We start from the raw sequence: 25,313 nt of genomic DNA, 5'->3' as shown, positions 1-25,313 counted from the left end.
GTTCCGGACCAGTCACGGACCAAAGCGCGCTCGCCGGGTGGGTGGGCCGCCCTTGCTTACGCGATCCCATTCCTCCATGGACTGCTCGATGAGACGGTTGGCCTGCCGTCCCGGCCAGCGCAGAGGGGGCCGGGAGGTCGTCGGGCGGCCGGACTGCGGGGCGCGGAGGCTGCCGCTGAACGCGCGGCATGGCAGGGGTGCGGAGCGTGCGCGAGCGGACGAGCCGGAGCGCGAAGTCTCGCGAGATGCCGAAAGCCACGGAGCCACTCTCCCCGGTCGTACGTATGCATCGGATGCCGGGCCGACCCACCGGCGGACCCGTCCGGTCAACGGGATGCCGTCGCCATGGCCCTGCCGATCTCAGTGGCGACCAGTGGGAGATCCCAGTACGACGAATACGTCCAGCCCCAACCCAGGTCACTCGCCGGGGCGGGGATGCAGATGTCCAAGGGCGCGGTGCCGTCGTGGAGCCGGAACATCCGGGCGGTGACGAAAGCCAACAGGTCCATCGGCTCCCCGAGGTTGGTCCACCGGCGCAGCGAGCGTGGCAGCACGCCGGGACCCGCGCCCTCGTACGGCGGGAGCAAGGGATCTCATGAACTGCGGGGCCCAGCCCGGACTGTCAGCTCGGAGGTGTGGCGGGAAGGGGGCCCGCCGGGTCGATGTGGGTGTCAAGCCAGTGGACGACGCTCTCCATGAAGGAGTCGAGCCGGGGCATCACCTGCGCGGTCGTATCTCCGCAGGCGAGTCGGCGCAGGAACCCGGCAAGTGGGTCTTGCTCACCGCCGCCGGCCGGCAGCTCGTCCAAGGCCTGCTGAAGCTCGGCCGCCGCCCCCGCGTCGCCGTTCGCGGCGGCCACCACCCTAGACAGGAGGTGCCGCATGGACTGGAGAACCCACAACCCGGGCGGGATGCCGACGTCGGTCGTCGGCATGTGCAGCAACCGGTAGACGATCACATGGTGGAGGAGCTGGAGGTTGTCGTCGGGCACGTCAGCCCTGTTCTCGAGCACGCCACGCAGGATGCGGACCAGCGGGCTCCACTCCGGAGATTCCAAGAGGTCGTCCAGCGCGAGGTGGGCCTCCCGACGGGCGGTGTCGTCGCCGGCCAACGCGGCATCGATCGCTGACAGCACTGGGTCCCAGGCTGCGAGATGAGGGGCGAAGCGGAGGTTGAGCCGGTGCCAGGCACGCCGCAGAAGGTCGTCCAGCGTTCGCTGCGGCGAGAGGGGGTCCTCGGCGGTAAAGAGGCCGGGGAGGCTCTGTTCGAGGGGGATGCCGATGTGCTCGTAAGCGGCCCGGTGCACGTCCGGCCAGTCGAGGGGGCAGGCCATGACGCGCCCTTTGTCCAGATTCTCGGCCAGCTGGTCCGCCACGGAATCGGAGGTGGTGACACCGCCACGCACGCACTCGATGACGGCTCCGATGAGGTGATTGCACAATGCCTGCAAGGGCTCATCGGCGGCGACGTGCATGTTGCCCAGGTTGAGATGACCGATGCTGAGATCATGGAGATCACCGGCCTCGGTAGAGTGGCGGAGGGCTTCGCGCTGCAGGCGGACGGCCACCTCGACGTGGCCCTGCAGGTACTCAAGACCAGCCTGCGAGCCCATGACCATCCCCAGCAGCTTCGAATCCTCCTCTTGTTCGGCTGTCCGGCGTACCCGCAACAGCAGCTCTCGGGCGTCGTCGAAGCGGCCCAGCGCCATCAGTGGGGCGTGATTGTGGAATTCGACGCGGACGGATGCGGCTCTGACCGCCATCCTCTGGCGCATCAGGTCGAGGAGGTCGTTGTTGAGGTCGAGCGCCCGCTGCCATTCACGCAGGCCCACCGCGGCACGGAAGCCCATCTCGAAGGCGGACTCGATCAATCGTCGCATCTCCCGCCCGCGGAGGGAGCTGTCGGCCGGGGGCGTCAGGACCGACTGGTCGCGCAGCCTCGTCAGATGGCCCAGCACTCGGTGGAAGTCGCCCTGCTCGTAGGCTTCCTGCAGGTCGTCCAGCCAGGTCTCGGACTCCATCCGCGGCTGAGGAGCACTGAGGCCCGGCTCCCCCGGGAAGCCGGACGGGATGTGGTCGTCGTCTGCTGGGGCGGACGAGGCCCCCGACGCCTGGGCGATCCACCGCATGCAGAAGGAACGCACAGGAGCGGCGTCCGCTTCCGCGGCCGCCTGGCGCAGCCAAGGCAGCACGCCGCGTACCGTCTCCGGCGACGCGTCCCGGGAGAAGAGCACTTCGAAGAGCTGGTGGACCTCACTCCAGGCGCCTTGTCGCGCTGCGTACGGGATGGCGTGGCGAGCAGCCGCGGCCTCCATGATCGTCAGTTCGCGATCCGGGTAGTTCAGGGCTTCCGCGCTCATCAGGCGCATCCACAGTTCGGCGAGACATCCGGAGATGGTCTGCGGGAACTCCGGTTCGGCCATGGCGCGCACGGCTTCCGCCACCGTGGGATGGACGCGGATGCAGAGAACGCCCTCGTCATCGTCGTGGACACCGACGACGAGGCCGGGGTAGATCTCCACCGCGGCCTGACCCGTCATCGTGAAGGCGGTTCCGGGGCTGTCGGCGGAGCCCTGGACGGGCGGAACCTCGACCTCGAAAGTGTTCTGTTCCGTCGCACGTTCGACGGTCAGCAGCGCTCGTGCCTCGAGACTGCGCAGCAGGGTTTGCCAGGGTGGTGCGGTGCCCGGCCGGTCGAGGTGTTGCCACAGCTTCGGCCAGGCATCACGGAGAACCCAAGGGATGCGGTCGTTCTCCTCCAGGTCGCACAGCAGAGCCGCCAGTAGCTGCTCGGGGTACGGCAGTTGACCGGTCACCGTGCAGGTCCACCGGGTGATGGCGAGGTGGTCGTCATTCAGTTCGGCGTGACGGAAGCCGTCGGGCGGCCCTGCGTCGAGGAGGACGTCGCGCGAAGCGTCCATCAGCAGTCCTGGGTGGCCCCCACACGCTCGAAGGAGGCTGCGAATGGTCTCTCGGGACTTCGATCCCTCGCCGAAGAGCGCCGACATGTCCGGCAGGGACCTGGCCAGGAGCGCGGCCTCGCGGGTCGACAGCGGCACGACAGGCAGACGCGTCACCCGGTCGTCCAGGTCTGGGACGGCACTCGACGTCGTCATGACCAGCCTGGACAGACCGGAGTGGCCGGTCACCGCGTCGACGAACCTGCCCCATCGGTGGTCCCGCCACCGCCCCTGTTCGGTGAGCAGAGGAGTCGCATGGTCCAGTACGACGAGGACGCGGTTGTTGGTGAGGAAGATCGACAGCAGGCGCAGGGACCTGGCGAGCAGGTCCGGATCGTCCAGGGTGCGCAGGTCGTCGAAGTGGGCGATCGGTGTGAGGCCGGCATCCTCGAGCTGCTTCCGGAACTCGCGCGCGAAGCGTTGCAGGGCCGTGCCCACGTGCTCGTCGTCACGCACCTCGTGCCATACGACCGCCGCGAACCTGTCGGCGTGGGTGTGCGCGAGTTCGAGGGCGCAAGCCCTCTTGCCCACCCTCGGCATGCCGTGCAGCACGACTCCTGACGCACCGCTGCGGGGCGCGAGTGCCTTGCTCGCAGCGGTCAGCAGTCCGGCGCGGCCCACGAATTCCGCCGGCGGGGAGGGCAGGAAGGCCTGCTGTCTGGAGTGGGTCGCGCCGAGCGGCGGACCGGTGAGGGCGGGGGCAGTCAGCCTCACCTCCGCGCCTTGACACCCGAAGAGGATCGGCGTCATCTCAGCGAGTGTCGGCCTTCCGGACTCCTCTTGCCATTCCGACAGGGCGAAGGCAAGTGCCTGGGGCGGGGATTGAGCGGCATCGCCGATCAGGCGGTTGTAGACGCGGTGGGACAGTTCGATCGCGAACCGGTCGTCGACCGGGTAGCGCATGCCGAGCACCCAGCAGCCCAGTTGTGCGGCCAGGGCCGCCGCCAGTGAGGGCGACGGTGATATCCGATCCGACCGGGACACGTTGTCCCTGTGGACCGGTCGGAGTTCGTCCACACGTGCGGCGAAAGCGTCGGATTCCGAGGCGCCCGATGAGCACGAGGAGACCATGGCGAACTTGACCCGCGCGGCCAGGGGGCCGAGGAGAATCCGCAGGTCCTCGCTGGTGACCAGGTCCGGTGAACCGTCCTCCCGTTCCAGCAGGAGGCCGGTCGTCGATCCATGGGCGGATACATGGAGGATGTCCCACCCCTGTCCGTCGTTGACGACGTCCCGCAATCGCTTCCGCGTCACGCCGTACTGAAGGATCCGCAGGTCGATCGCCTTCCTGTGTACGGCACTCACCTCCTGGAAGAGGTTCATCAGCGCGACCCTCTCCCGGCGGAGGTTCAGCGGGCTCGCGTCGTCAGGAAGGCTGAACAGGCCGAGCACCCGCAGTGCCTGTCCGGCTTCCACCCGCGGCCGCACCGGTGTCTGGAGGTCGAGATCGACGACGAAGCGAATGTCTCGCGAGGCGAGCGTGCGGCTGTCCGCGATGGCCAACTCCCATGGCCAGATGGCAAGGTGACGCGTCTGCGCCGAGGTGACGAGCCGTACGGTGACCGGGACCGACTGGGCGACGAGCGCCTGCCCCACCGCCCCCAAACCGTACGTGTACGCCCAATGCCCGATCTGGGTCAGGATCTCGCTCTCGCTGTCGGCAGAGATGTCAGTCACACCTGCCCACTGCACATGGCCGTGCAGGTCCTGCAGAGCAGCGAACTCCCAGCAGGGTTCGGGTATGACCACCTGGTGGTCGGCCAGGAACTCGCCTTCCCGGCTGAGCACCCACCTCCAGGACCTCGGCCCATCGAAGTCCTCCACGCGGAGCTGCAACTCCAGCACCCGGCCGCCCCCTTGCCCCGTACGTACGCTCAGCGAACAGGAAATTACTTTACGTGATCGACCACCGTCGGGGACATGACTCCGTGGAAGATTTCCGGGTGCTGTGGACCCGCACCACCGAAGCCCGCATCCGCCACCGGGGGACGCGCGCTTCGGCCTTCCGGCAGCACCTCATCGGCTGGAAGAAGTTCACGCCTGGCAAGACGCACTACTGGCTCGCCCAGACCATCGACTGGGCAGAGCAGTGGTCCGGCAGCGGCCCCTGGAACGGCGAGGCCGAGAACACCCTGGGCCCGGGCAAGATCACCGTCATCGCGGGCGGAACCACCCCCACGGACATGACCGAGTCCCAGCGGTCCCTCAACCACCCGATCTACGACAGGAAGGCCGTCCCCACCCCCGCCCCAGCCTCGACGGCCCCGGCGACGGTCAGCCGATGTCCTGGCCGTCGACGGCACGGGGGACCTGCGTGTCTATCCGGCAGATGCCACTGGTGACGTGGACGCCTGGATGCCCGCCGCCACCGATGACGGCAAGCCCGCACCCTCCGGCCACTTCAAGGACGCGCTGATCGCGCACTCCGGCGACTGGTACCCCGGCGACGGCATCGCAGACCTCATCGCCCGCATACCCGACGGCAAGCTCTACGTCCGTCAGGGCGACGGAAACAGCCGCTTCGAAATCAGCCGCCGCACCGAAATCCTCTTCCCCGCCGACGCACCCGACCCCGCCGCCCTCAGCCAGATCGTCGTGGCCGCATGTGAGGCGGGGTGCGGGTCGGCGGCGGCGGCGAACAGTGCAGGGATCGAACCGTCGGATGCCGGGACGGCGTCCACCAGCGAGCCCCCGCTCACGCCGAACGGATCCGCCGAAGCGGTCCGCGGGGAGCCGTCGGAACTCGTCGGTCGGCGAGCAAGCCTCGCCCTACCCGCCCCGCGTGTGCGTAACCAGCCTGCACTGTGGGGCATGTGGGAGAGGGGCGGGCGGTGGAGCGAGAACGGGGAAGTGCGACATGTCGGAGGCGTGGCTGTGCCACGATGGGCAGCATGCCATGGCCGACCGAGGAGCCCCTCGACCCCGCGTCGATGCTGGCCGAGATCAAGGTCGTCCGCCGCGAGGGCGTGACGCGGCTGCGCCACCTCGACGTCCCGCTGCTGCGCCGGGCCGCGGCCTGTGTGGCGGATCCGCCCCCCGCCTCCTGGCCGATGGCCGTGGAGCGGACGCTGCGGACGGCCGTCGAACTGCTAGGAGAGGGCGACCTACGACAGGCCGCCGAGTTCTCGCTCGGCCTCGCGCCGGCACTGCGGAGCCGGGCTGCCGCAGACCGCCGCCGGCTCGCGGCCGAAGTCTACGGGGTGAGCACCGAGCGGTTCCGCAAGTTCCAGGAGGGGATGGTCCTGAACCAGGTGGCCGAGCAGGTGTGCTGGGTCGCCGCGAACGGTGCCGCCGCACGCCCCCGCACGCTCGCCGAGCGGGCCGCACCGCTGCCCGCCCCGGACCTCCAACACCAACGGGCCGAGCTGCGGGGTGCCGGGCGCCACGCGCGGGTGGTCCTGCACATCCACCCCGTGGAGCTGTTGCGCGGCGTGGACGTGGTGGTGGCGCCGACCAATACCCACCTGAGCCTCCCGGGCCCGTACAAGGCCTCGGTGGGAGCCGCCCTGCGCCGGGCCGCGGCGGTCCGGGACGCCTCGGGGACCGTCGTGGAGGATCCGCTCCAGGAAGGGCTGACCGCCTGGCGCCGGGAGCACCGCCTGGCGCACGGAGCGGTGGCTCCGGGTACCGTCGTGTCGACCCCCTCCGGAGCCCTGGCCGGACAGGGCGTACGCCGTGTCTACCACGCCGCGGTGGCCATTCCGCGCACCGGCTCGAACGACTACGACGTCCTGCCCCGGGACGTCGCGGCCGCCGCCTCCGGGGCGCTGTCCCTGATGGCGCGGGAAGCGCCGCTCTTCGATCCTCCGCTGCGCTCGATCTGCTTCGCCCTGCTGGGCGCCGGGCGCGGGGGGCTGCCCGTCCAGGAGAGCGTGAGCGCCCTGTGGCCGACGCTCGCCGCAGCCGTCGCCGCCGGGCGCGAGGTGCACCTGGTCATGCGGCGTCCGGCCTCCGCCGGAACACTGCTGCGGGTGCTGGACGGTCGCAGGGTGGAGGGGGCCGGCGAGCCGGCCGCGTACCGGTGCGACGAGGTGGTGGAGGGGACATGGTGAGTTCCCCCGACATGCTCGGCGTGTTCGCCGCACGGTGGGACCGACTGGCACCGCGGCTCCCCCGGCCCGTGCGGCACGAACTCACGGCGCTGCTCGGCAGGCTGCGCGGCGAGGAGGACGCCGGGGCAACGGAGCGCGCGGAGATCGTCGCGCACGTCGTACGGGCGGTGCTGGACGCCCTGCCCGAGGACGAGGTGGACCAACTGCGCCGCGACACCGACGCGGCCCGGTATGCCGGAGCGCAGGCCCAGGCCGCGGCCGGATTCGACGCCGCCGACCTGTGCATGCTCGTCATCGACGGCAATCCCATGGTGGGACCCCGGCTCCGACCGGTCCGCGAACGGCTGCTGGACATGCCGGCGCTGTCGGAGACGGAGCTCGTGCGGGCGGGCGGCGATCCGACCCACCGGGACCTGATCGCCCTGTCCGACGCACGGGGCCGGCGCCGCTACCCAGCGTTCCAGTTCGAGTCCGGCGCCGCCCCCTGGGACATCGTCGCCCGGATCAATGCCCTGCTGGGGGCGGCCGAGGACCCGTGGGGCACGGCCGACTGGTGGGCCTCGGAGCACACCTGGTGGGGAGAGCCCCCATCGGCACTGCTCGGAACCGGCCGCGACGTCGCACTGTGGGCGGCCGGCCGCGAGGCGGCCGACGCGGGCGAGGGGGACTGACGTGCCGAACCAGCCGCCGCCCGCGGCCCTGCCCGGCGTTCCGCGACCGGTGGTCCTCCCGGCCGGGACCCCGCTGTACCGGGTGCACTCCTCACGCCGTCCCGGTACGGCCTTCAACCCCGTACCGGCAGACGAACTCTACGGCGGCGGCCGGTTCGACGGCACCGCCCGCGCCCCCTTCGGATTCCTCTACGCGGGCTTCGGCGTGGGCGCCGCGGTGAGCGAAGTGCTGCTGCGGTCGGTGCCCTTCCGCCCCGACGGCGGGCTCCGCCTCCTCCCGCGGGCCGCAGTGGCCCGGCGGAGCCTGTCCTTTCTGCAGCTGTCCGAGGACATCGACGTGCTGTCGCTCATGTCGGGCGCCGACCTCGCCGCCGTCGGCCAGGACTCCTGGCTCATTCACGCCGAGCCCCCCGAGTACCCGCAGACCCGCGACTGGGCGCGGTGGATCAGGGAGCACACGGAGCCCTGGGCGGCGGGCTTTGTGTGGCCGTCGAAGCGGGAACCGGCCGACCGGGCGACCGTCCTGTTCGAGGACCGCTGCCCAGCGGAGCTGCTGGAGGCGGACACGGCCCCGCGCATCGACTTCGGGACACCGGAGGGTGAGCACTGGCTGAACCAGGTCCTCTCCGGCTACGGAGCCAGGGTCGCTCCCGCCGTGTCCGTGTCGCAGTTGGCATGGTGACCTGCCTGGGCGTCCCCGCACCGACCCGCGTGGGCCTACCTGTTCCGGGTCCACACGCGGGCCTTCCCAGGCGTCCTCACCAACGGGCCGGGCCCGGTACCTCGGTGCGCAGGGCCAACGTGGACGTTCCCCACCGGCCGGCCGCGGAGGACCCGCCCAGGTCACGGTCGGCGGCGGATCCCCCGACGCGCAGGAGCGGTGCGGACGCCCCGCGTGTCGAGCGCCCCGCGTTCTCGGTGGACCAGGCCGGGAGCAGGAGGGGTTCGAGGTCGAACTCGTTCTCGGAAACGATGACCTTCAGCCAGTCCTGGACGTACGCGCCGGGCTGCACCAAGCGGCCCTCGGGCAGGTAGAGCAGGACGGGGGCGCCCCTGAGGGCGTACGCCGTGTGGCCGGGCGCCACGAAGTCGCCTTCGTAGAGCCCGTGTGAGATGCCGTGGCTGTCCGTCAGGTCCAGCAGGGTGCACCAGAGCCTGCGGTCCGCAGTGTTGTGGATCGTGATGCGGGCCTGCGGCGGCTGCCCGTCGGGGGTGTACTCGTGCACCAGCTCGCCCGTGGCCGAGAGGCGCTGGGCACCGAGGATCGGCTCCACGCGGACCCGGACAAGCTCGGACAGCGTCGGATCGGGGTTCGCGAGGGCGCGTACCCGGTGCCAGTGCGCCAGGTGCGACAGGGCATTGACGACGCCCGCCACGTCGCCGTCGTCGCGCAGCGGCAGCGACGGCAGGGGGCGGCTGCCGCCGGTGACGCGCGCGACCCCGTCCGTGACGGCGACGGTCAGCGGCGTCCCGGCGCCGCCGGTCGCCAGCAGGGGGTGGTCATCGATCGCGGACCTGAGCGGACCCGTCCACGCACCGCCACCGGTCACCGTGACGGCCGCGGGCCGGAAGGCCATGGCGGACGGTACCGCGGGGGTGAGGCGGGTACGGTCCAGCGCCCCGGCAAGACCGTCCAGCGGTTCCACCCGGGACCGTTCGGGGAACACCTCGCGCACCGCCACGGTCCCGGTTCCGCCCGACGGAGTCCGTACGGTGAACTCGCCCCCCACCGCGTCCAGTCCGTGCACGGAACCGCAGTTGACCGACCAGGACCCGTGCGCGAAGCCGAGCCGAAAACGGGACGCGGGCACCCGCCCGCCGTGCAGGAACCCGAGGTCCCCCCGGCCGTGGAGGGTGGGGTGCTGCCGTCCGGGCCTGCCGTGCATCCGCGCCGTGGCCACGTCGAGGATCTCGCGGCACGATGCGTCGGGGCCCAGGTCGGCGAGGACCTCCAACAACGCTGCGCTGAACACCCCGTGGCTGCTCCCCGGATCGACGGGTGAGGGCGAGACCTCCGTCGCCGGATGCGGGTCGGCGTCCGGGACACGGGTCTCGTAGGCGAGTTCGTCGAGACGGCTCGCCGCCAGCAGGACGTGCCGGGGTGCGCCGGCGGCCGGTCCCGAGAGCGATCTCCCAGCGCCGCGCCGCGTGAGCCGGTCCCACGACGGCTGCCAGGGCAGGCTGCGGGCCCTACGGTCCTCACGGGTCGCCCCGCCCGAGTAGCAGCAGTCGAGGACGGCCACGACGTGCGCGCCGGTCGCCGCGATCCCGTCCAGCAGCGCGCCCAGTTCGTCGTCGGCCAGGGGCAGGCCGCCTTCGTCCAGGCTGTCGTGGCACACCAGCGCCTGCGCCCGGCCGGTGGCCTCGCGCGGATCCTCGGTCGCACGGTCGGAGCCGTGCCCGCTGAACCAGAGCAGGGCCGTGTCCCCGGGGCCGACCGCGCCGAGGTGCGTTTTGATCTCCTTGACGACGGCCGACCGCTGGGCCCCGGCGTCGGTGAGCACGCGGATGTTCACCAGGGGGTCCGCCAGCGAGCGGAGCCATCGCTCGGCGGACGCGACGTCGTTGCGGCAGCCCGTCAAGGGGTGGGTGGGGTAGGCGTCGATGCCCACGAGGAGGCAGTTGACCGTTGGCATGCGGAAAGCCTGGCAGAGGGGGTGGGTCGCCCGTAGGGCGAATCCGGGTTGTCTTCGGGGCGCAGACGGTGAAACAGGCCTCCAAAAGGCTCGGGTTGGGGTTCACTTGAGGTCGGCACCCGCCCGGCGCGCGGGCTCGGGGCCGGGCCGTAACAGCGTTCGGACGGGCACATCACCGTCAACCCGGCCTGCCTGCACGCGCCTTCGCGCCCGTCCGCGGCGCACTGAATCCGCATGCTCCGTTCCTTCTCGTACCCGCATCCGCATCCGCGCCGCTCGTACGGCCCGTACCACCCGCGCCACCGCCCGGGTGCCTCCGCCTGATCCGTTCCGTAGCACCGCGCCGCCCTCTCGGGGGTCTCCGGCGCAAGGGGGACAGCATGACCGACACCACTCCGAACGCGACGCCGCCGGGCAACCCCGGCGGTCCGTACGGGCACGGTTCCATACCGGGACAGCCGCAGCCCTGGGGCGCCGGGCAACCGCCCGCCCCCGGCTGGGGACAACCGGCCCCGCACCCCGTCCAAGGGTGGGGTTACCCGACCCCTCAACCCGGGCAGGGCTGGGGACACGGGCAGCAGACCCCCGAGGGCTGGGGGGCCGCCGCCCCGCAGGAGACGCCCCAGGGCTTCCGCGAGTGGCGGTCGGTGGGAGAAATCGCGCAGTCCGTACCCGGCTGCCTCAACGCCGCCGTCCTGCTGGTGCCGGGAACGATCCCGCTCCTCATCATGTACTCGCTGGTCCGATCGGCACGCAATCGCGCGCATCGCGTCTTCCGCCTGGAACACGATCCGATCCTCGACCCTCCCCTGTCGCGGATGAAAAAGGTCCGCGCGGTGCTCGCCGTGCTGGCGTCGTCCGTCTTCCTCATCGCCTACGGGGCGCAGAACGACATCGAGAACGCCCTGACGGACGGCGCCGTACGCATGATGGTCGCGCCATGGCTGCTGGTGCTGACCGCCCCACTGCTCGTCTACCTGCTCATGAGATGGGCCTCCGTGAGCGAGCACGCCCGGATGAGGGGCACGCTGCGCGTCCCGCTCATCACCGTGGCCAAGTACGTGGGCGCGCTGTCGTCCGTGCCGTTGCTGCTGCTGGCGACCATCGGAGTACTGGGCTCCCTGGAGGATCACCCGTACATCGCTTTCGCGGTCGCCATCGTGATCGTGGCCCTGCTGGTGTGGGCTGCGGCGTTCACCTTGTTCTCGTCCAGCCTCGTGGTGCGCGCCGGGTTCGGGACCGGCCAGATCCACAAGGCGCTGCCCGGCCTGCTGACCGCCCTCCTCGTGTGGGAGTTCGTGCCCGTCGGCCTCCTGACGTCGGGCCTCCCGCCCGGGCCCGTACCCCTCGCGCTGCTGTTCGTGCTCGGCGGCCCGATCACGGTCACCGCCGTGACGTGGTGGGAGGTCCACCGGCTGACGACCCGGTTCGGCGTGGTACTGCGGCCCTGAACGGGGCACCCGACAGCGGCAGCCGCCCACCCGCCGCCGCCATCCGCCCGCCATCCGCACCAGGACGAAGCACCCGAGGGAAATCCACGATGACCGGCTCCCGCCACCCCTGCTTCGATCCCGCCCACCCGCTGCCGCCCCCGTGGGAAAGCCAGTGGTTCGACGCCTCCCGCTGGGACCGCGACCTGCTGCTGGGCGAGGCGCAGGAGGCGGCTCCCGGGTCCCCGGAGGCTGCCGGTACCTGGCTGCGGCTCGGCCTGCTCTGTGCCGAGCGGGTGGCGGACGGCGGCGACCCCGAACAGGGCCCGTACGACCGTGCACTGGCTCGGGCCGCACTGGAGCGGGGCCTGGCGGCGGACGGCGGGCCCGTTGAACTGCGCGCCCACGGGTACCTGCACCTGGCCCAGTTGCTCCTCACGGAGGACGACGGGCACCCGACGCCGGCCACGGTGGACCGCGCCGAGACGCTGGTCGCCGCCGTCGTGAACCTCCCACGGGACACCGTCGACGCCGACGCGGCCCGGTGGGCACGCCTGCACCTGCCCGAGATCGCCGCCCTGCGCTGGTCGCTCACCGGCGCGCCGTCCGACCACGCGCGGGCCGTGGCGGGCTACACGGCGCTCCTCGACGGCAAAGGCCCCGAGGCCGGCGAAGGCCGCGAACCCGCCCTGGCGCCGGCGGACCGCGCGGCGCTGCAGGAAGCCCTGGCCCGGCTGCTGTCCGAACGGGCGGCGCACCTCGGTGACGCGCCCGGCCTCGCCGAGGGGGCCCGCCACTTCGCCGAAGCCCGGGCAGCGAGGGTCCGGGGCGCGCAGGCCGACGCCGACGACGTGTCGCCCATCGGGGACGGCCGGGGTGTCGCCCTCTTCAACCAGGGGGTACTGGCCTCGGACGCCGGGCTGTTCCGGGAGGCGGACGCCGCCTTCACCGCGTCGGGCGAGGAGGCGAGGGCCCGGCAGGCCGCCTCCGCGGCGCAGTCCGCGTCGGAGGGAGAGGCCTTCTGGGCCGACCGCGCGCAGCGGGCCGAGACGCTGGCCGTCTGCGCAGCGGTACAGGCCTGGCAGGTGGACGGAGCCGCCGCCGCACCGGGCGCACTGGTCGACCGTGTCCGCAGCGTCACCGGTTCCGCCGCGCACACCGGCGCGGCCGTCCCGAACGTGCTCGTTGCGCTGGCCTGCTTCCTCGTCGACCTCCCCGCGGCCGACACCGACCCGACGGAGCAGGCACACGCCCTGGAGCTGCTGGAGGAGGCCGCCGCCCGGTGGCTGCCGGAACACGGCCCCCCGCACGCCCCGTACCTGAAGCTGGCGGCCTACCGCCTGGACCTGTCCAGTGACCGGCCGGCGGAGCTGCTGGCCTCCGCCCGGGCCGCCGCAGCCGTCCTCGACCGGACGGCGGAGCCGAATCCCCTCCTGTCGGCGCTCCTGATACGAGCCGTCGTCCGCGCCCAGTTGCTCGCCGGCGGGGGGAACACCGCCGACCCCGACGCGGCCCGCTACCGCGCCGAGACGGCCGCGGCGGCCGGCGCCGGTACGCCGACGGATGCCGAGCACTGGACCCGAACCGTCGACCAACTCGTCGGGCCCACCGAAGACGTCGAGGAACTGCTGCGGCGCTGGCAGCAGGGGACCGACCGCGACACGGACCACGTCGCCCACGCCATGGTCCTGCTGCGGCACACCCCCCCTGCTCGACCCCGACCGGACGCGGCTCACCCCCGACCGTCTCCAGGCCCTGCTGGAGACGGTCGCGCCCGCGGAAGGGGCGCTCGGCCGGAACGCGAGCATGGCCGTCAGCGTGGCGCAGGGCCACTACGGGGCGCTGCGCGCCGGCCCGCTGCTGGGCCGCGCGGTCGAGGCCGCCGGGGTGGCGGCGACCGCGACCGGCGCCCCGGGCGAGCACGGCCCGGCCACCGGGCACCCGGACGTGATGGTCGGCATGGAGTCCGTCCTCAGAATCCTCAACGGCGTGGTGAACGGCGGCCACGACGACGTCACCGCGGGCGTGCGGGCCATGCGGGACCTCATCCGGCGCATGGAGGGGATGACCGAGGCCGAGCGCGCGGGCCTGCCGGACCTCGCCGGCCTCCAGGCCGTCTTCCCCGTCCTCTCAACGCTCCTGGAACCGGGACCCGCCGGCCCACGGGACCAGGCCCTCGCCGCCCTGAGCCCCGAGGTCCTCGGCATGGACCCCGGCCATCCGGCGTGGGAGGCCCTGCGGACCGAGCTGGCCCGGACCGCCACCCCACCGGCGAGCGGCGACATCGCCGCGCTCGACCTCGTCCGTTCCACGGCGGGCATGCCGTCGACACAACGCGCCGGGATGCTGGCCGCGATCGGCACTGCGCGCGCGGCGCGCGCCTACGGCAGCAGGGACCGCTCCGCCCTGCGGGACGCCGCCGCCGTGCTGAGGGCGGCCCGGGACGCAGCCGTACGCGGTGACGACGTGTGGCTCGGATCCGGCATGCTCATCGGCCTCCTGAGCTGCGGTGAAGCGGTCCTGGGCCGCCCCTGGTCGCGGCGCCGGCGGCTCGACGAAGCCATCGGGGTCCTGGACCAGACGTACCGGGAGACCGGGGGCCCCGAGCACCCCTTCCGGGCCCACAGCGGATTCCTGTTCGCCAAGTCCCTGCGCCTGCGGGACGACGGGGCCGCGGGCGACCGGCAGAGGTCCCGGCGCATCGCCGCGGACGCGCTGCGGGCCACCGCGTACGGCGTGCTCCTCCAGGCCGGTACGGCCGACGCCGCGACGGCCGCCGCCGGGGCGAGCGCCACCGCGCTGAGCGTGGCCCACTGGTGCCTGGCGGACGGTGAACCGGCCGAGGCCGCCTGGACGCTCGACGCCTGCCGCGGCCTCGTCCTGCACGCGGCGACGACGGCCCGGACCGTCGAACGACGCCTGAGCGACGCCGGGCACGGCGCACTGGCCGACCGATGGGCAAGGGTGCTCGCTTCCGGTGCCGCTCCGGCGAGCGCCCTGCGCCGCGAGGTCCTGGATGTGCTGCTGGCCTTGGACGGCGATGCTGCCGCCCGCCTGCTCTCCCCACCGGGCGTCCCGCGGATCGCCGCCGCTTTGCGGACGCTCGGGCGCGACGCCCTGGTCTACCTGCTCCCCGCCGGCCCGCCAGGCTCTGTCGGTGAGGGCGCCGGCGCCGCGCTCGTGGTGGCGGCCGACGGACGGACCGGCGTCGTACCACTGCCGCTGCTGCGTGAGGACGCCGAGCCGATACGCCAGTACCTCGTCCGGCCGGAGGGCGGGCCGGTCCGGCAGGCCCGGATGACGGCCACCCCGCCGGAACGGGACGGACCGCGGAGGGACGCCGGTGTCGCCCCGGCCGACGGGTTCGATCCGGCCGCCGGATTCGATCCGGTCGCCGCATTCGACGCCCTCACCACCGTCACCACCACGGAGCGGGGCGGCCGGCCCGCGCGGCGGGACATGGGCAGCGGGCCCGGCACCCATGTCCCGCCCCGTGCGAGGTCGCTGTCCCAGCGGCTCGACCGGCTGTGCGCCTGGGCCTGGCAGGCGGTGGCGGAGCCCTTGGCGTGCGGATTGGGTCGGGACGTACCGGTCGCACCGGCCGGCCGGGCGCCCCGGCTGGTCCTCGTCCCCATGGGGGAGCTGTCGGCCGTGCCGTGGCACGCCGCCTGGAGCACCCGGTCCGGCGGAGGGCGCCGGTACGCGGTGGACACGGCGGAGTTCACCTACACCGCCTCCGCCCGACTGCTGTGCGAGGTGGCCGAGCGCCCGGCACGGCCCCGCACCGACGCGGCCCTCATCGTCGGCGATCCGACCGGAGACCTGCCCTTCGCCGGTCGGGAGGCGGCGGCCGTGCGCGAGGCCTACTACCCGCAGGCCGTCTACCTCGGGCGCGCCGGGGCCGGCGGCCTCACCACACCCGGCGGGACGGGCCGTCCGCAGGAGGTGCTCGCGTGGCTGCGGTCCGGCGCCGGCCGGGGCGGCACGCTCCACCTGGCCTGCCACGCCACGGTGGTGGAGAACGTGCGGCACAGCGCGGCACTGCTGCTGCACGGAGGAAACCTGGCGGCGGAGGAGCTGACGGAGACCATCGACGGCGACGCGGACGGCGGGCACCCGGACCTGGTGGTGCTGGCGGCCTGCCGCAGCCACGTCTCCGGGCGCGGGACCAACGAGGCCTACACCCTCGCCACGGCCTTCCTCACGGCCGGAGCGCGGTCGGTGGTCGGCTCGCTGTGGCCGGTGCCCGACGAGGCCACGTCGCTGCTGATGTTCATGACCCACCACTACCTGCGGGCCGAGGGCCGTGGGCCGGCCGAGGCGCTGCGGCTGGCGCAGCGGTGGATGGCGGACCCGGGCCGGTCGCTGCCGCCACACGCTCCCGACGGGCTGGCGCGCCTGCTGCCGCGCATCGTGCCCGACGACCTGAGCGCCTGGGCGGGCTTCATCGCCACGGGGCGCTGACCGAACGCACGGGGCGGGACCCGGAGCCGGGACCGCCCCACAGGAACACGACGAGAGGCCACCGATGGACATCAGACTCGCCAAGGGCGCCAACGCCCCGCTGCCGGCACCCTCGTGCCGGGTGCAGCTCGTGTCGCCCGGCGCGGAGATCGATGTGTGCGCCGTGCTGCTCGGAGCCGACGGCAGGGTCCGCGGGGATCACGATCTGGTCTTCTTCAACCATCCGGTGGAGAGCGGGGTGGAGCTGACGGACGCGACGATCACGGTGAACCTGGCCGCGGTCCCCGCGTCGGTCGAGTGCGTCGCGATCGTCGCCGCGCTCGACACCGGCGCGAGCGGCCCCGTCTCCTTCGACGCCGGAAGCACCCCGCGGGCCGCGGTCGAGTGCGGTGGGACGCGGATCGTCTTCGAACCGCCGCCGCTGGTGGGCGGGGAGACGGCGGCCCTGGTGGTCGAGCTGTATCGGCGGGCGGGTGCGTGGAAGGTGCGGGCCGTGGGACAGGGCTGGGCCACCGGCCTCGCCGGACTCGCGACGGACTTCGGCGTGGTCGTGGACGACCCCGGCCCGACCCCGACCGTCACGCCCACCCCCGTCCAGGCCCCCGTTCAGGGACCCGTCCAGGTCCCCGTTCAGGCCCCCGTTCAGGTCCCCGTCCCGGCCCGGCCGTCGGCACCGCCGGCCCCCGCCGCGCGGCGCATTGTCCTCACCAAGTCCGGTACGGACGTGCTCTCGCTGCGCAAGGACGACCCCCGGGTCGTGGTGACCGCGACGCTCGAATGGGACGGCGGGAGCGCGCGGCGACGCCAGGCCGGCGCGGACCTCGACCTGTACGCGCTGTCCGTCCCGAGGCACCTGGTGACCGTACGGGGGCAGCGGCCGAAGGCCACCGATCTGACCATCTACTACCGGCGCCTCGGCTCGCTCACCGGCCCGCCCTTCATCGCCCTGGACGGCGACGCCCGGGAGCCCGGACGCGAGACCGTCTCGATCGCCCGCCCCGACCTCCAGGGCTACGTCCTGCTGTGCGCCTACAGCGCGGTCGAGAACGGTGTCGGATCGTTCCGGTCCTACGGAGCACGGGTGGTCGTCACCGACAACTGCGGCTCCACCGTGACCGTGCCCCTGTTCAGCACCCGGGCCCAGGCCTACTGGGTGGCCATCGCCATGGTCGACTTCACGGCCGAGGAGGGCGTCCGGATCGGGCACGTGGAGCAGTACAGCGGACGCAACGTCGAGGCGCGCCCGACGCTGTACTCCAACGGCAAGTTCCGCATGGGCACCGGTCCCGTCGAGTTCAAGACCGTCCCGGCCGGCGGCTGACCACGGCCGCGGCCGGCCCGATACGGCAGAGAGGGAAGCTCGCGCGGCCGTCGTGGCGGGCCGGGCGCGGGGACGGGAGCGCGATCCGGTCGTGATACCCGTGGCCGCTCCCCGTCAGTGGCACCGCGCGGGCGGGCTTGGGGAGCGGGAGCCTTCACAGCGGATCCAGAGCTGCCGCACACACCATTCCCATCCCGGGTTCGTAGCTTCGCCCCATGGCACGCCACAGGCACCGCTCCCCGTCCCGGATACCCCGCTACCTCGCGATCGGCACGCTGGCCGCGCTCACTGGCGCGATCGGTGTCGCCCAGACGGGGCCGTGGCCCCGGACGGGTGAGAACCCGGTGCGGACCGCCGCCTCGGTGACCGCGCTGCCGCGTCCGCAGACGACGGCTCCCTCACGGGAGGACATCGACACCGAGATCGCGGATGGGCTGGCGACCGAGGTCGAGGCGGCGGTACGGGAAGCCACGGCGGGGACCGAGGGGAACGCGGCGGTGGCCGTGCTCGACGTGACTACCGGGGTCAGTGTGTCGGTCGGCAGCGTCGATGCCGAGGAGCACACGTTCGACACCGCCAGCATCGTCAAGGTCGACATCCTCGCCGCGCTGCTGCTCCGGGCCGGTGACGCCGGGCGGTCCCTGACCGCTCAGGAGCGCCAGTGGGCGACGGTCATGATCGAGAACAGCGACAATGCCGCGGCGAACGCCCTGTGGGACGCCATCGGTGGTGCGCAGGGGCTCGCGGAGGCCAACACCCGGCTGGGTCTCGTCGAGACGGTTCCTGGCGAGGGCGCGTACTGGGGCCTCACCCGGACCACTCCGGACGACCAACTACGTCTGCTCCAGGCGGTGTTCGGTCATGACTCGATCCTGTCCGCGGAGGCCCGGAACTACCTCGGAGGCCTCATGGGCTCCGTCGCGGCCGACCAGGCCTGGGGCGTGTCGGCGGCCGCCGACGAGCCCGGAGCAGCGCAGCTCAAGAACGGCTGGCTCGCGCGCAGCGGGACGGGACTCTGGGTGACCAACAGCATCGGACGGGTGGAGACGGCCGGGCACACGCTGCTGCTGGCCGTGTTGTGCGACGGGCAGCGGTCACAGGAGACCGGCATGGCCCTGGTCGAGGACCTCGCCGTGGCGGCGAGCGGCCCGCTCACCGACGAGTGACCGGAAGCGACCGCAGCACCGGCGTTCCGGCTGGCGTGCGCAGGGCTGCCGTCGCCCACCGGCAGGTTGGCCGGCACGCGCCCCTTCGGCCGCGCGTTCCGCCTGACCTGCGGCGGGGCGCCGCATGCAGGGCGGGACGTACGTGCGCGGCCCGTCTTGGGCGGTCGGCCTCGGCCTCCGCGGTGGCGGGCGGGCCGGTCGGCTCGACGGGGCCGTCACGCGCCGGGTTCGGCGAACCGCCGGACGAAGGCGAGTGCGGTGTCGGCGACCCGGCGCCAGCCGTGGTCGATGGCGAGGGAGTGCCCGCGGCCGGTGATCTCGGTGATCTCGGTGACGGCGTGCTCGTCGCGGGCCTGCTTCTTGTACGAGGCGTTGGCGATGGCCCAGGGGACGGTGTGGTCCCTCTCGCCGGAGATGATCAGAAGGGGGCCGCGGTCGGCGGCCGTGGTGTCCACGGCCGCTTCGGTCCACGGGTCGAGGTTGGCCGCGGCGGCCTGGAAGAGGGGTTCGCCGGGGGCGGGGACGGCGAAGCTGTCGTACAGCTCGCGGGCCTCCTCCTCGCAGGGCGAACACGGCGTTGAGCACGCCCAGCGCGAGTGGCGCCGCCACCGCTGCCGGCCCCCGCAGCACGGCGGCGGGTCACTCGCGCAGCATCCGGCCGGCCGGCCGAGGTGACCGCGGTCCCGGTGGCGCCCCGGTCCGGCGCGCGCTCCGCTCGCGTGCGTGCGGCCCCTCGGGCTCTTGCACGCCTCGGGCACCGGGTTCGCCAGGGTGGCTTCCTCTCGTCGTCGATGCATCCAGCCTCGGCGCCCGGGCCGGCCCGACCGACGACGAGATCTGCACAGCTCGTTGAGCCCAGCATTAACGGTCTGTGCGCGTTCGTCCGGCCGGCCGGGACGCGGAGGAGGTCCCCCGGCCCGCCCGGCATCGGCCGGGGCCGCCCCGCGAGCGGCAGAACCCGCACGGTGACGTGGTGCGGCCGCCCTTCGTTGAACCTCGCGTGATCACGCCAACCACCGAGCAGATCGGCCTGTCCGTTCCCGCACCCGCTCTTCGGTCAGCGGCTCCCCCGCCGCATCCGGATCCCCGTGACGACGGGAGCCGTCGCGCTCCCGTGCGCGGCGCCCGCCGCCGTGCCACGTGGCCGCGGACGCCGTGGAAGCGAAGAACGAGGAAGGAACGACCTGTGCGCAAGCTCGTCGACGAGGAGGTCCCGATGGACATCGTGCCGACCGAGGGTCCCCCGCACCGGATCCCGGTGCGCATGAAGTACGACACCTGCGACCCCCTCGCGGTGCGCCTCGACATCCCGTTGCCCGACGGCTCCACGAACAGCTGGCGCTTCGCCCGAGCGCTCCTCCTGGACGGCCTCGGACACCCCTGCGGAGAAGGCGACGTGACGGTCTCTCCGATGGAACAACCCTACGGCGAGCGGGTGTTGATCCGCCTTCGAGCCAACCGGCAGGAAGCGCTGTTCGCCGTCGTCGACCGTCCGCTCAAGGCCTTCCTCGACCGCACCCACACCCTCGTGCCGTTCGGTCGGGAGCAGCACCACCCCTGCTACTGGTGGCATCTGGACACGGAGTTGGACAGCATCTCCCGCTTCTCCCGGTGACCGTTGAGCGTGCTCGACTGACCGTGCTCGACCATGCGGCCGGCAGGCCCTCCTGCCCGTACGCACACTCCGGAGCCGCTTCGCCGGCCTGACACTCCTCGGCCCGGCCCGACCATCCGGAGCCCCCACCGCCGACCCCACGCCGTCACTCCCCCAGACCCCGGGACTGACCGCGTTCCGGCGGATCCGTCTGAGGGCGCGCCGTCCGAGCCGTCCCGGCAGAGCCCTGCACTGAGCCTCGGCCAACGTGAAGTCGCAGTTGAAAAGGCTGGTGTGAGCGGATCTCGGGCTGCCACCGCTGGTCCTGGGTTCACGTCTGGTGCGCAGATCGTCTGACGGTGCGGTCGGCTTGCCGGTTTCTGCGCCTTGCGTGCGAACGGCCTTCTACGATCCTGTGCACGCTGGATGCCGAATTGCGGAGATGCATCACCGCGCGGCGCACGGGACTGAACGAGATCGAGGAACAGCGCACCAAGCAGCTGGCGGAAGTTCGGGCCTGGCGGGACGAGCTCGCCGTGGCCGGAAGTGGGCTACTCGTACCGGCTGAAGAACAAGCGCACTGGGGTCGCTACCTGGCCAGCGCCGACTTCAGCGCGAGCAGCTACGCCACGATCTACCCGTCGGTCGCGAGTGGCCGGGGGCGACTGGCCCAGACCTGGAAGGTGCTGAGCCTGGACAACGGCGAATACGTCGTCGAGCAGAAGGGCGGCGGAACGATCCGCAACGAGCACGACGGCCTGTTCGGCCCCACCGGCCTGGGAGCCGGCCCGGTACCCGCCCCGACCGCGTACACCCGGCCCAACCCCGACACGACGCCCGAGGTCCTGATCGGCACCACGATCCTGCCACAGCGGGCAGATCCCGAAGACGGAGTCCCAGAGCACCACCGTGGGCATGTCCGCCACCAACGCCCGCGAGGTGGAATCCACCACCGGCATCTCGGTCACCGCCGAGACCACGAACTCCAGCAGCACCACGGTCACGGTGGCGCGCTCCTACCCCGCCAACAGTGAGAGGCTGGCCCCGAGCATCTGGTTCCGCGCAGACCGCTGCGTCCTGGAACGCACCGACGGCAGCAAGGTCATGGAGTGGCAGACCAGCACCGACCAGGACACCGTTGACAGCGTTTACCCTCCCGCCACTGGCTCACAGCCGGATCGGCGGTCCGGGCCATCGACTCTCGGCGGTTCGGGCTGCACCGTCCGGAGGACGGCGCAGCCCGAAGAAGTCCCGGTTCCCGTCACCACACCGACCCTCGTCGGCGTGGTGACGGCGAAGAGAAGCGCTGCAGCCCAGTGTCCCGGTCGCCCCGCGTCCGTGCCGAATGAGGGCTCCCCTGCGACGACAGCGGGTCGGGGACCATACGGGTGAATCGGGGTGAATCGGTTTGGGCGGTGAGGGAGGCGGCTGCCAGGATCGCAAACATGATCTTCAAGCGATCCCTCGCCGCCCGGCCGACCGCACGCCGTCCTCTGGGGCGTGCCGCGTTCGTGGTCTCCGTCGCCGCGGCCCTGTTCTCGACGCTGGCGGTCCAGCCGGCGTCGGCGACCGACGGCGCCACCAGCGTGTGGGGCCCCACCGGCGCGCAGGACAGCTCCACGTTCAAGGTCTCCACCAGCTCGGTGCTGTGCCCGGAGGGGATGTCCGTGCAGTCCGCCGGCTACATGACCGGAGGCTTCCAGGGCTCAGCGACCGAGTCGTACCAGTTCATCCTGGCCAGCTTCCCCATCGTCCAGGACGGCCGTGTCGGGTGGCAGGTGTCCGCCGCTTACTCCACGGTGACCGCGAACATCGTCTGCGTCCCCGAGGCGAAGCCGGGCGAGCAGACCATCGTCGTGGGCCCCACGGCCAAGTGGACGGGCAGCAACCGTCCGATGTCGGTCGCCTACTGCCCGGCCGACAGCACCGTGGCCACCGGCGGCTACCGCCTCGACAACCTCACCACCAACGGCAGCCGCATCACCGCCCACGTCCTGGCGAACGGCCCGACCCAGAGCGCCAGCGGCTGGTACACGGAGACCTACGGCTCGGACGCCACCACCGCTGCCCTCTGCACCAAGAACTGACCGCCACCCCGGCCGACACGCGACCTGGCCGGCCCGTGCACCGCACGGCACCGGTCCATCACGCGCCACACCCAGCACACGGCTCTGCCCCAGCGCAAGCCGGGGCAGACCGCCAGGCGGAGGCGTGGAGGCTCAGCGCCCCCACCAGAGGTCAACGAGCACACAGCCCGACTCGCTCCCCGTGAAGACCATCGGTCGGTTCAGTCCTTCGGCCGCAGTCGGAGGAACACGGCGGCGGCGCACAGCGCCTCCCCGACCCCGACCACCTCCCCCGGAGACTCCACCTCCCGGCCGACCACGGCCCCGCCGCATCCTCCTCAGACGGGTGGTCTTCTCCACGGGCTCCGGCTACACCCCGTACGCGCTCCTCGAAGACCGGTCACACCAGCTCTTCGACCTGCGACTCCCATGTGCGGTTCCGGTCAGCCGGAGTCCTGCGTCATGGCGTGGGGCCGCGCAGCCTCACGGCCGCGGTCACCGGACTTCCCGTCACACCCGGACCCGCGGGGCACGCGGATCCGGCGCTCCGGGCCCGGGACCGGCCGACCGGTCGCCCCCGTGCTCCACCGGAGTCCGGTGCGGCCCGCGGCGCCTCCTGATCAGCCTTCTCCAGATCCGTGCCCTGGACGGTGAGGCGGCACACCTCCTCGTCCACGGACAGCGACATCCAGAAGGTGGGAGCGGAGCCTTTTCCCCACAGGTCCCGGGCTGCCGCGTGCACGACGCTCACGAGCGCCTCAGTGTCGCCGGTTGCGAGCCCCATCGAGGTGCAGGCGGAACGGGCGAGCCTGACGGCCAGCACGACGCCGAGCCGATCGCGAGGCAGTTCGAGTTTCCAGGAGAATTCCATGCGCCTCCCGCCCTTGCCTGGGTGCCGAGCAAGCCGTCCGTCCGGTTCTCCCACGTTCCTCGTACCGAGGGAGGGCTGACAGGGCCGGACGGCTCCGCGGGAGAGCCGTCCGGTCCCGTTTCCACTGCGGTACCGCGCGGCCGGATCGCGCCGCACCCGGCCGTTCGAGCCGTTCGAGCCCGCCGGACGGGACCAACGGTCCCCTCGCTCGGGACGCCCGGCCCCTCCCTCCTCCCCGCGCCCCGGGACCACGGTGGTCGCGGAGGTTGCACATCCATGAATCCACGCATCAGTCACCTGGCGGCGGGCACCGGCCCCACGTCCATCCCCACCGACCGGGACCGGGGTCGCGATTCGGACAGCCATGATCCACACGATCCGCACGCCGAGGGCGGCACCACCATGAAGGCACGTGCCGAGGAGCTCCACCGTGCGCTCACCGAACGCGCCGCTCCCGGCCTGCCGAACCTCGCCATCGTCTGTGAGCTTGCGGTCGAGGCCTGCGGGGTGGAGTCCGCGGCGATCCTCATCGGCCGCGGTCAACAACGGGGCTCCCTGCACAGCACCGACGGCGTCGCCGGCGCCATGGAGGACCTGCAGATCACACTGGGTGAAGGGCCCAGCGTCGACGCCTGGGACAGCAGGGAACCCGTGACCGCGGGCGACCTGGCGGAGCCCCGCTTCCTGGAGAGATGGCCCGGCTTCACACCGCAGGCCCACGGGGACGGCGTCTGCGGGGCCTTCGCCTTCCCCCTCCAGGTCGGGGCCATCCGCCTGGGAACGCTCTCGCTCTACCGTCGTGAGCCGGGGCATCTGATGCCCTTGCAGGTCCGTGACGCCCTGCTGCTCTGCACCGTGGCGCTCAACCAGTTGCTCTCGCTGTCCGAGGACAGCGCCCCGTCGGAGCCCGGAACCCTCGGTCTCGGAGCGGAGAGCCTTCAGGTCTACCAGGCAACCGGTATGGCCGCCTCTCAGATGCAGGTCGGCATCGAGGAGGCGTTCGCCCGGATGCGGGCCCATGCCTTCAGCGCCGGGATGTCCCTGTCGGAGGCCGCTCGGCAGATGACCGCCGGCCAACTCGTCTTCGAACCGGTGAGCGACGGCAACAGTCCGCGATGCGGGCCGGCCGAAGAGCCCGGTGACGAGGTGAACGGTCAGGGAGGAACACAGTGATGGACAGGGAAGAGGCCCTGGCCTCCGCATTCGTGGAGCTGGCAGACACCCTGGTCGAGGACTTCGACATCATCGACTTCCTCAACAGACTCGCCGAGCACTGCGTGTCGCTCCTGGAGGTGGACGGCGCCGGCATCCTGCTGACCAATCCGCAGGGGGAGCTGCACCTGATCGCCGCGTCCAGCGAGAAGACGCGCCTGCTGGAACTCCTTCAGTTGCAGGGGCACCAGGGCCCCTGCGTCGCCTGCTACACGGAGGGACGCAGAGTCGACTACACGGATCCGGACCCGGCTCAGGATGTGGCCAGCCTGCCCTGGCCGCGATTCGCCAAAGCGGCACGACAGGAAGGTTTCCGCGGCGTGTGTGCCCTACCCATGCGGCACAAGGGCACCGTCATCGGCGCGCTCAACCTGTTCCTGCACGAACCCGGTCCGCTCGACGACCGGCGTGCCGCGCTCGGCCAGGCCCTCTCGGACATCGCCACGATAGGCATCCTCCAGGAACGGGCCACGAGACGCCAGGAGATCCTGGCGGACCAGCTGCAGTACGCCCTCAACAGTCGAGTGGTGATCGAACAGGCCAAGGGATTCCTCGCCCATCGGCTCGACACCAGCCTGGACGAAGCCTTCACGGCGCTCCGTGGACTGGCACGCGGGAGCAACCGCAAGCTGGTGGACATCGCCATGGAGGTGATCACGGACCCCAACAGCGTGGTCCCCGATCTCCAGCCGTGAAGCCCTCGGCCGGACGACCGGCGCACCACATAAGTCCTATCGTCATGCTTATTTCGCGTCATCGGCGTGGCGCCGTGACACGGCACTAACATGCGCTTCAGGCCCCCCTCGGAAAGACGGGGGCATGAACCAGGTGCCGCCCCAGACCCCGGCGGACTGAGGACACTCCACGCCCG

General features: G+C 72.3%; 19 protein-coding genes. 14 read left to right on the top strand and 5 right to left on the bottom strand.

The annotated features are described in order from the left end of the window. Positions 1-326: 326 nt before the first annotated feature. A complete protein-coding gene (locus tag AW27_RS30080) occupies positions 327-587 on the bottom strand; it encodes a hypothetical protein (RefSeq protein ID WP_037928807.1) in 261 nt (86 codons plus the stop codon). A gap of 35 nt (positions 588-622) precedes the next feature. Continuing rightward, the gene (locus AW27_RS30075) at positions 623-4,804 is read right to left on the bottom strand and encodes a CHAT domain-containing protein (protein WP_037928810.1); all 4,182 of its coding nucleotides are present in this window, start codon (positions 4,802-4,804) and stop codon (positions 623-625) included. An 83-nt stretch (positions 4,805-4,887) separates the two neighbouring features. Here AW27_RS30075 and AW27_RS30070 point away from each other — a divergent pair, with 83 nt between their 5' ends. The 4 genes from AW27_RS30070 to AW27_RS30055 all read left to right on the top strand — a co-directional run bounded on the left by AW27_RS30070 (position 4,888) and on the right by AW27_RS30055 (position 8,364). Continuing rightward, a complete protein-coding gene (locus tag AW27_RS30070) occupies positions 4,888-5,301 on the top strand; it encodes a hypothetical protein (RefSeq protein WP_157840312.1) in 414 nt (137 codons plus the stop codon). Positions 5,302-5,850: 549 nt separating this feature from the next. Then, on the top strand, positions 5,851-7,011 hold the full coding sequence (locus AW27_RS30065; RefSeq protein ID WP_201773418.1) for a hypothetical protein: 1,161 nt from the start codon (positions 5,851-5,853) through the stop codon (positions 7,009-7,011). Further along, entirely contained in the window at positions 7,005-7,682 is a 678-nt protein-coding gene (locus AW27_RS30060; RefSeq protein WP_052031284.1) for a hypothetical protein, read from the top strand. Before AW27_RS30065 ends, AW27_RS30060 begins: the two co-directional genes overlap by 7 nt. 1 nt (position 7,683) lies before the next feature. Beyond that, positions 7,684-8,364, top strand: a complete 681-nt coding sequence (locus tag AW27_RS30055) for an RES family NAD+ phosphorylase (RefSeq protein WP_052031285.1) — start codon at positions 7,684-7,686, stop codon at positions 8,362-8,364. A 76-nt stretch (positions 8,365-8,440) separates the two neighbouring features. Here AW27_RS30055 and AW27_RS30050 read toward each other — a convergent pair whose 3' ends face one another. Then, positions 8,441-10,318 (bottom strand): caspase family protein, encoded by a 1,878-nt coding sequence (locus AW27_RS30050; RefSeq protein ID WP_037928817.1) that lies wholly within the window; start codon positions 10,316-10,318, stop codon positions 8,441-8,443. Positions 10,319-10,698: 380 nt separating this feature from the next. On the opposite strand from AW27_RS30050, the gene AW27_RS30045 reads away from it, so the two are divergent. From AW27_RS30045 to AW27_RS30030, 4 genes are all read left to right on the top strand, one after another. After that, entirely contained in the window at positions 10,699-11,769 is a 1,071-nt protein-coding gene (locus AW27_RS30045) for a hypothetical protein (RefSeq protein ID WP_106967691.1), read from the top strand. 1,785 nt (positions 11,770-13,554) lie between these two features. Beyond that, positions 13,555-16,212, top strand: a complete 2,658-nt coding sequence (locus AW27_RS30040; protein ID WP_052031288.1) for a CHAT domain-containing protein — start codon at positions 13,555-13,557, stop codon at positions 16,210-16,212. Between the two features lie 64 nt (positions 16,213-16,276). Continuing rightward, positions 16,277-17,533, top strand: coding sequence for a TerD family protein (locus AW27_RS30035; protein WP_037928820.1), 1,257 nt, complete (start codon positions 16,277-16,279; stop codon positions 17,531-17,533). Positions 17,534-17,748: 215 nt separating this feature from the next. Next, on the top strand, positions 17,749-18,699 hold the full coding sequence (locus tag AW27_RS30030) for a serine hydrolase (RefSeq protein ID WP_037928822.1): 951 nt from the start codon (positions 17,749-17,751) through the stop codon (positions 18,697-18,699). Between the two features lie 215 nt (positions 18,700-18,914). Here AW27_RS30030 and AW27_RS30025 read toward each other — a convergent pair whose 3' ends face one another. Continuing rightward, a complete protein-coding gene (locus AW27_RS30025; RefSeq protein WP_236647838.1) occupies positions 18,915-19,496 on the bottom strand; it encodes an alpha/beta hydrolase family protein in 582 nt (193 codons plus the stop codon). A 389-nt stretch (positions 19,497-19,885) separates the two neighbouring features. On the opposite strand from AW27_RS30025, the gene AW27_RS30020 reads away from it, so the two are divergent. The 4 genes from AW27_RS30020 to AW27_RS30010 all read left to right on the top strand — a co-directional run bounded on the left by AW27_RS30020 (position 19,886) and on the right by AW27_RS30010 (position 22,380). Continuing rightward, positions 19,886-20,314 (top strand): SsgA family sporulation/cell division regulator, encoded by a 429-nt coding sequence (locus AW27_RS30020; protein WP_037928825.1) that lies wholly within the window; start codon positions 19,886-19,888, stop codon positions 20,312-20,314. Between the two features lie 413 nt (positions 20,315-20,727). Further along, on the top strand, positions 20,728-21,327 hold the full coding sequence (locus AW27_RS30015) for a hypothetical protein (protein ID WP_037928826.1): 600 nt from the start codon (positions 20,728-20,730) through the stop codon (positions 21,325-21,327). Beyond that, a complete protein-coding gene (locus AW27_RS34570; RefSeq protein WP_078557049.1) occupies positions 21,209-21,685 on the top strand; it encodes a hypothetical protein in 477 nt (158 codons plus the stop codon). Before AW27_RS30015 ends, AW27_RS34570 begins: the two co-directional genes overlap by 119 nt. A 53-nt stretch (positions 21,686-21,738) precedes the next feature. After that, positions 21,739-22,380 carry a hypothetical protein gene (locus AW27_RS30010; protein ID WP_037928829.1) on the top strand — a complete coding sequence of 214 codons (642 nt, stop codon included), beginning with the start codon at positions 21,739-21,741 and terminating at the stop codon, positions 22,378-22,380. Between the two features lie 439 nt (positions 22,381-22,819). Here AW27_RS30010 and AW27_RS30005 read toward each other — a convergent pair whose 3' ends face one another. Next, entirely contained in the window at positions 22,820-23,230 is a 411-nt protein-coding gene (locus AW27_RS30005; protein ID WP_037928832.1) for a hypothetical protein, read from the bottom strand. A gap of 276 nt (positions 23,231-23,506) precedes the next feature. Between AW27_RS30005 and AW27_RS30000 the strand changes: the two genes are divergently transcribed. Both AW27_RS30000 and AW27_RS29995 read left to right on the top strand, forming a co-directional pair. After that, positions 23,507-24,403, top strand: coding sequence for a GAF and ANTAR domain-containing protein (locus tag AW27_RS30000; protein WP_052031289.1), 897 nt, complete (start codon positions 23,507-23,509; stop codon positions 24,401-24,403). Continuing rightward, on the top strand, positions 24,403-25,137 hold the full coding sequence (locus AW27_RS29995; RefSeq protein WP_037928835.1) for a GAF and ANTAR domain-containing protein: 735 nt from the start codon (positions 24,403-24,405) through the stop codon (positions 25,135-25,137). Before AW27_RS30000 ends, AW27_RS29995 begins: the two co-directional genes overlap by 1 nt. The last annotated feature ends 176 nt before the right edge of the window (positions 25,138-25,313 follow it).

The sequence above is a fragment of the Streptomyces sp. PCS3-D2 genome (assembly GCF_000612545.2).
Taxonomy (GTDB): Bacteria; Actinomycetota; Actinomycetes; order Streptomycetales; family Streptomycetaceae; genus Streptomyces.
The sequence above is the reverse complement of the archived record's forward strand: the minus strand, read 5'-3'. Positions and strand labels throughout refer to the sequence as shown.

Excerpts from the sequence above, each read along its gene's own strand:
- AW27_RS30040 (WP_052031288.1), top strand. The coding sequence starts at position 13,555 with ATGGCCGTCAGCGTGGCGCAGGGCCACTACGGGGCGCTGCGCGCCGGC.
- AW27_RS30005 (WP_037928832.1), bottom strand. The coding sequence starts at position 23,230 with ATGGAATTCTCCTGGAAACTCGAACTGCCTCGCGATCGGCTCGGCGTC.
- AW27_RS30000 (WP_052031289.1), top strand. The coding sequence starts at position 23,507 with ATGAATCCACGCATCAGTCACCTGGCGGCGGGCACCGGCCCCACGTCC.
- AW27_RS30065 (WP_201773418.1), top strand. The coding sequence starts at position 5,851 with ATGCCATGGCCGACCGAGGAGCCCCTCGACCCCGCGTCGATGCTGGCC.
- AW27_RS29995 (WP_037928835.1), top strand. The coding sequence starts at position 24,403 with ATGGACAGGGAAGAGGCCCTGGCCTCCGCATTCGTGGAGCTGGCAGAC.
- AW27_RS34570 (WP_078557049.1), top strand. The coding sequence starts at position 21,209 with ATGTCCGCCACCAACGCCCGCGAGGTGGAATCCACCACCGGCATCTCG.
- AW27_RS30050 (WP_037928817.1), bottom strand. The coding sequence starts at position 10,318 with ATGCCAACGGTCAACTGCCTCCTCGTGGGCATCGACGCCTACCCCACC.
- AW27_RS30045 (WP_106967691.1), top strand. The coding sequence starts at position 10,699 with ATGACCGACACCACTCCGAACGCGACGCCGCCGGGCAACCCCGGCGGT.
- AW27_RS30010 (WP_037928829.1), top strand. The coding sequence starts at position 21,739 with ATGATCTTCAAGCGATCCCTCGCCGCCCGGCCGACCGCACGCCGTCCT.
- AW27_RS30035 (WP_037928820.1), top strand. The coding sequence starts at position 16,277 with ATGGACATCAGACTCGCCAAGGGCGCCAACGCCCCGCTGCCGGCACCC.
- AW27_RS30060 (WP_052031284.1), top strand. The coding sequence starts at position 7,005 with ATGGTGAGTTCCCCCGACATGCTCGGCGTGTTCGCCGCACGGTGGGAC.
- AW27_RS30025 (WP_236647838.1), bottom strand. The coding sequence starts at position 19,496 with ATGCATCGACGACGAGAGGAAGCCACCCTGGCGAACCCGGTGCCCGAG.
- AW27_RS30030 (WP_037928822.1), top strand. The coding sequence starts at position 17,749 with ATGGCACGCCACAGGCACCGCTCCCCGTCCCGGATACCCCGCTACCTC.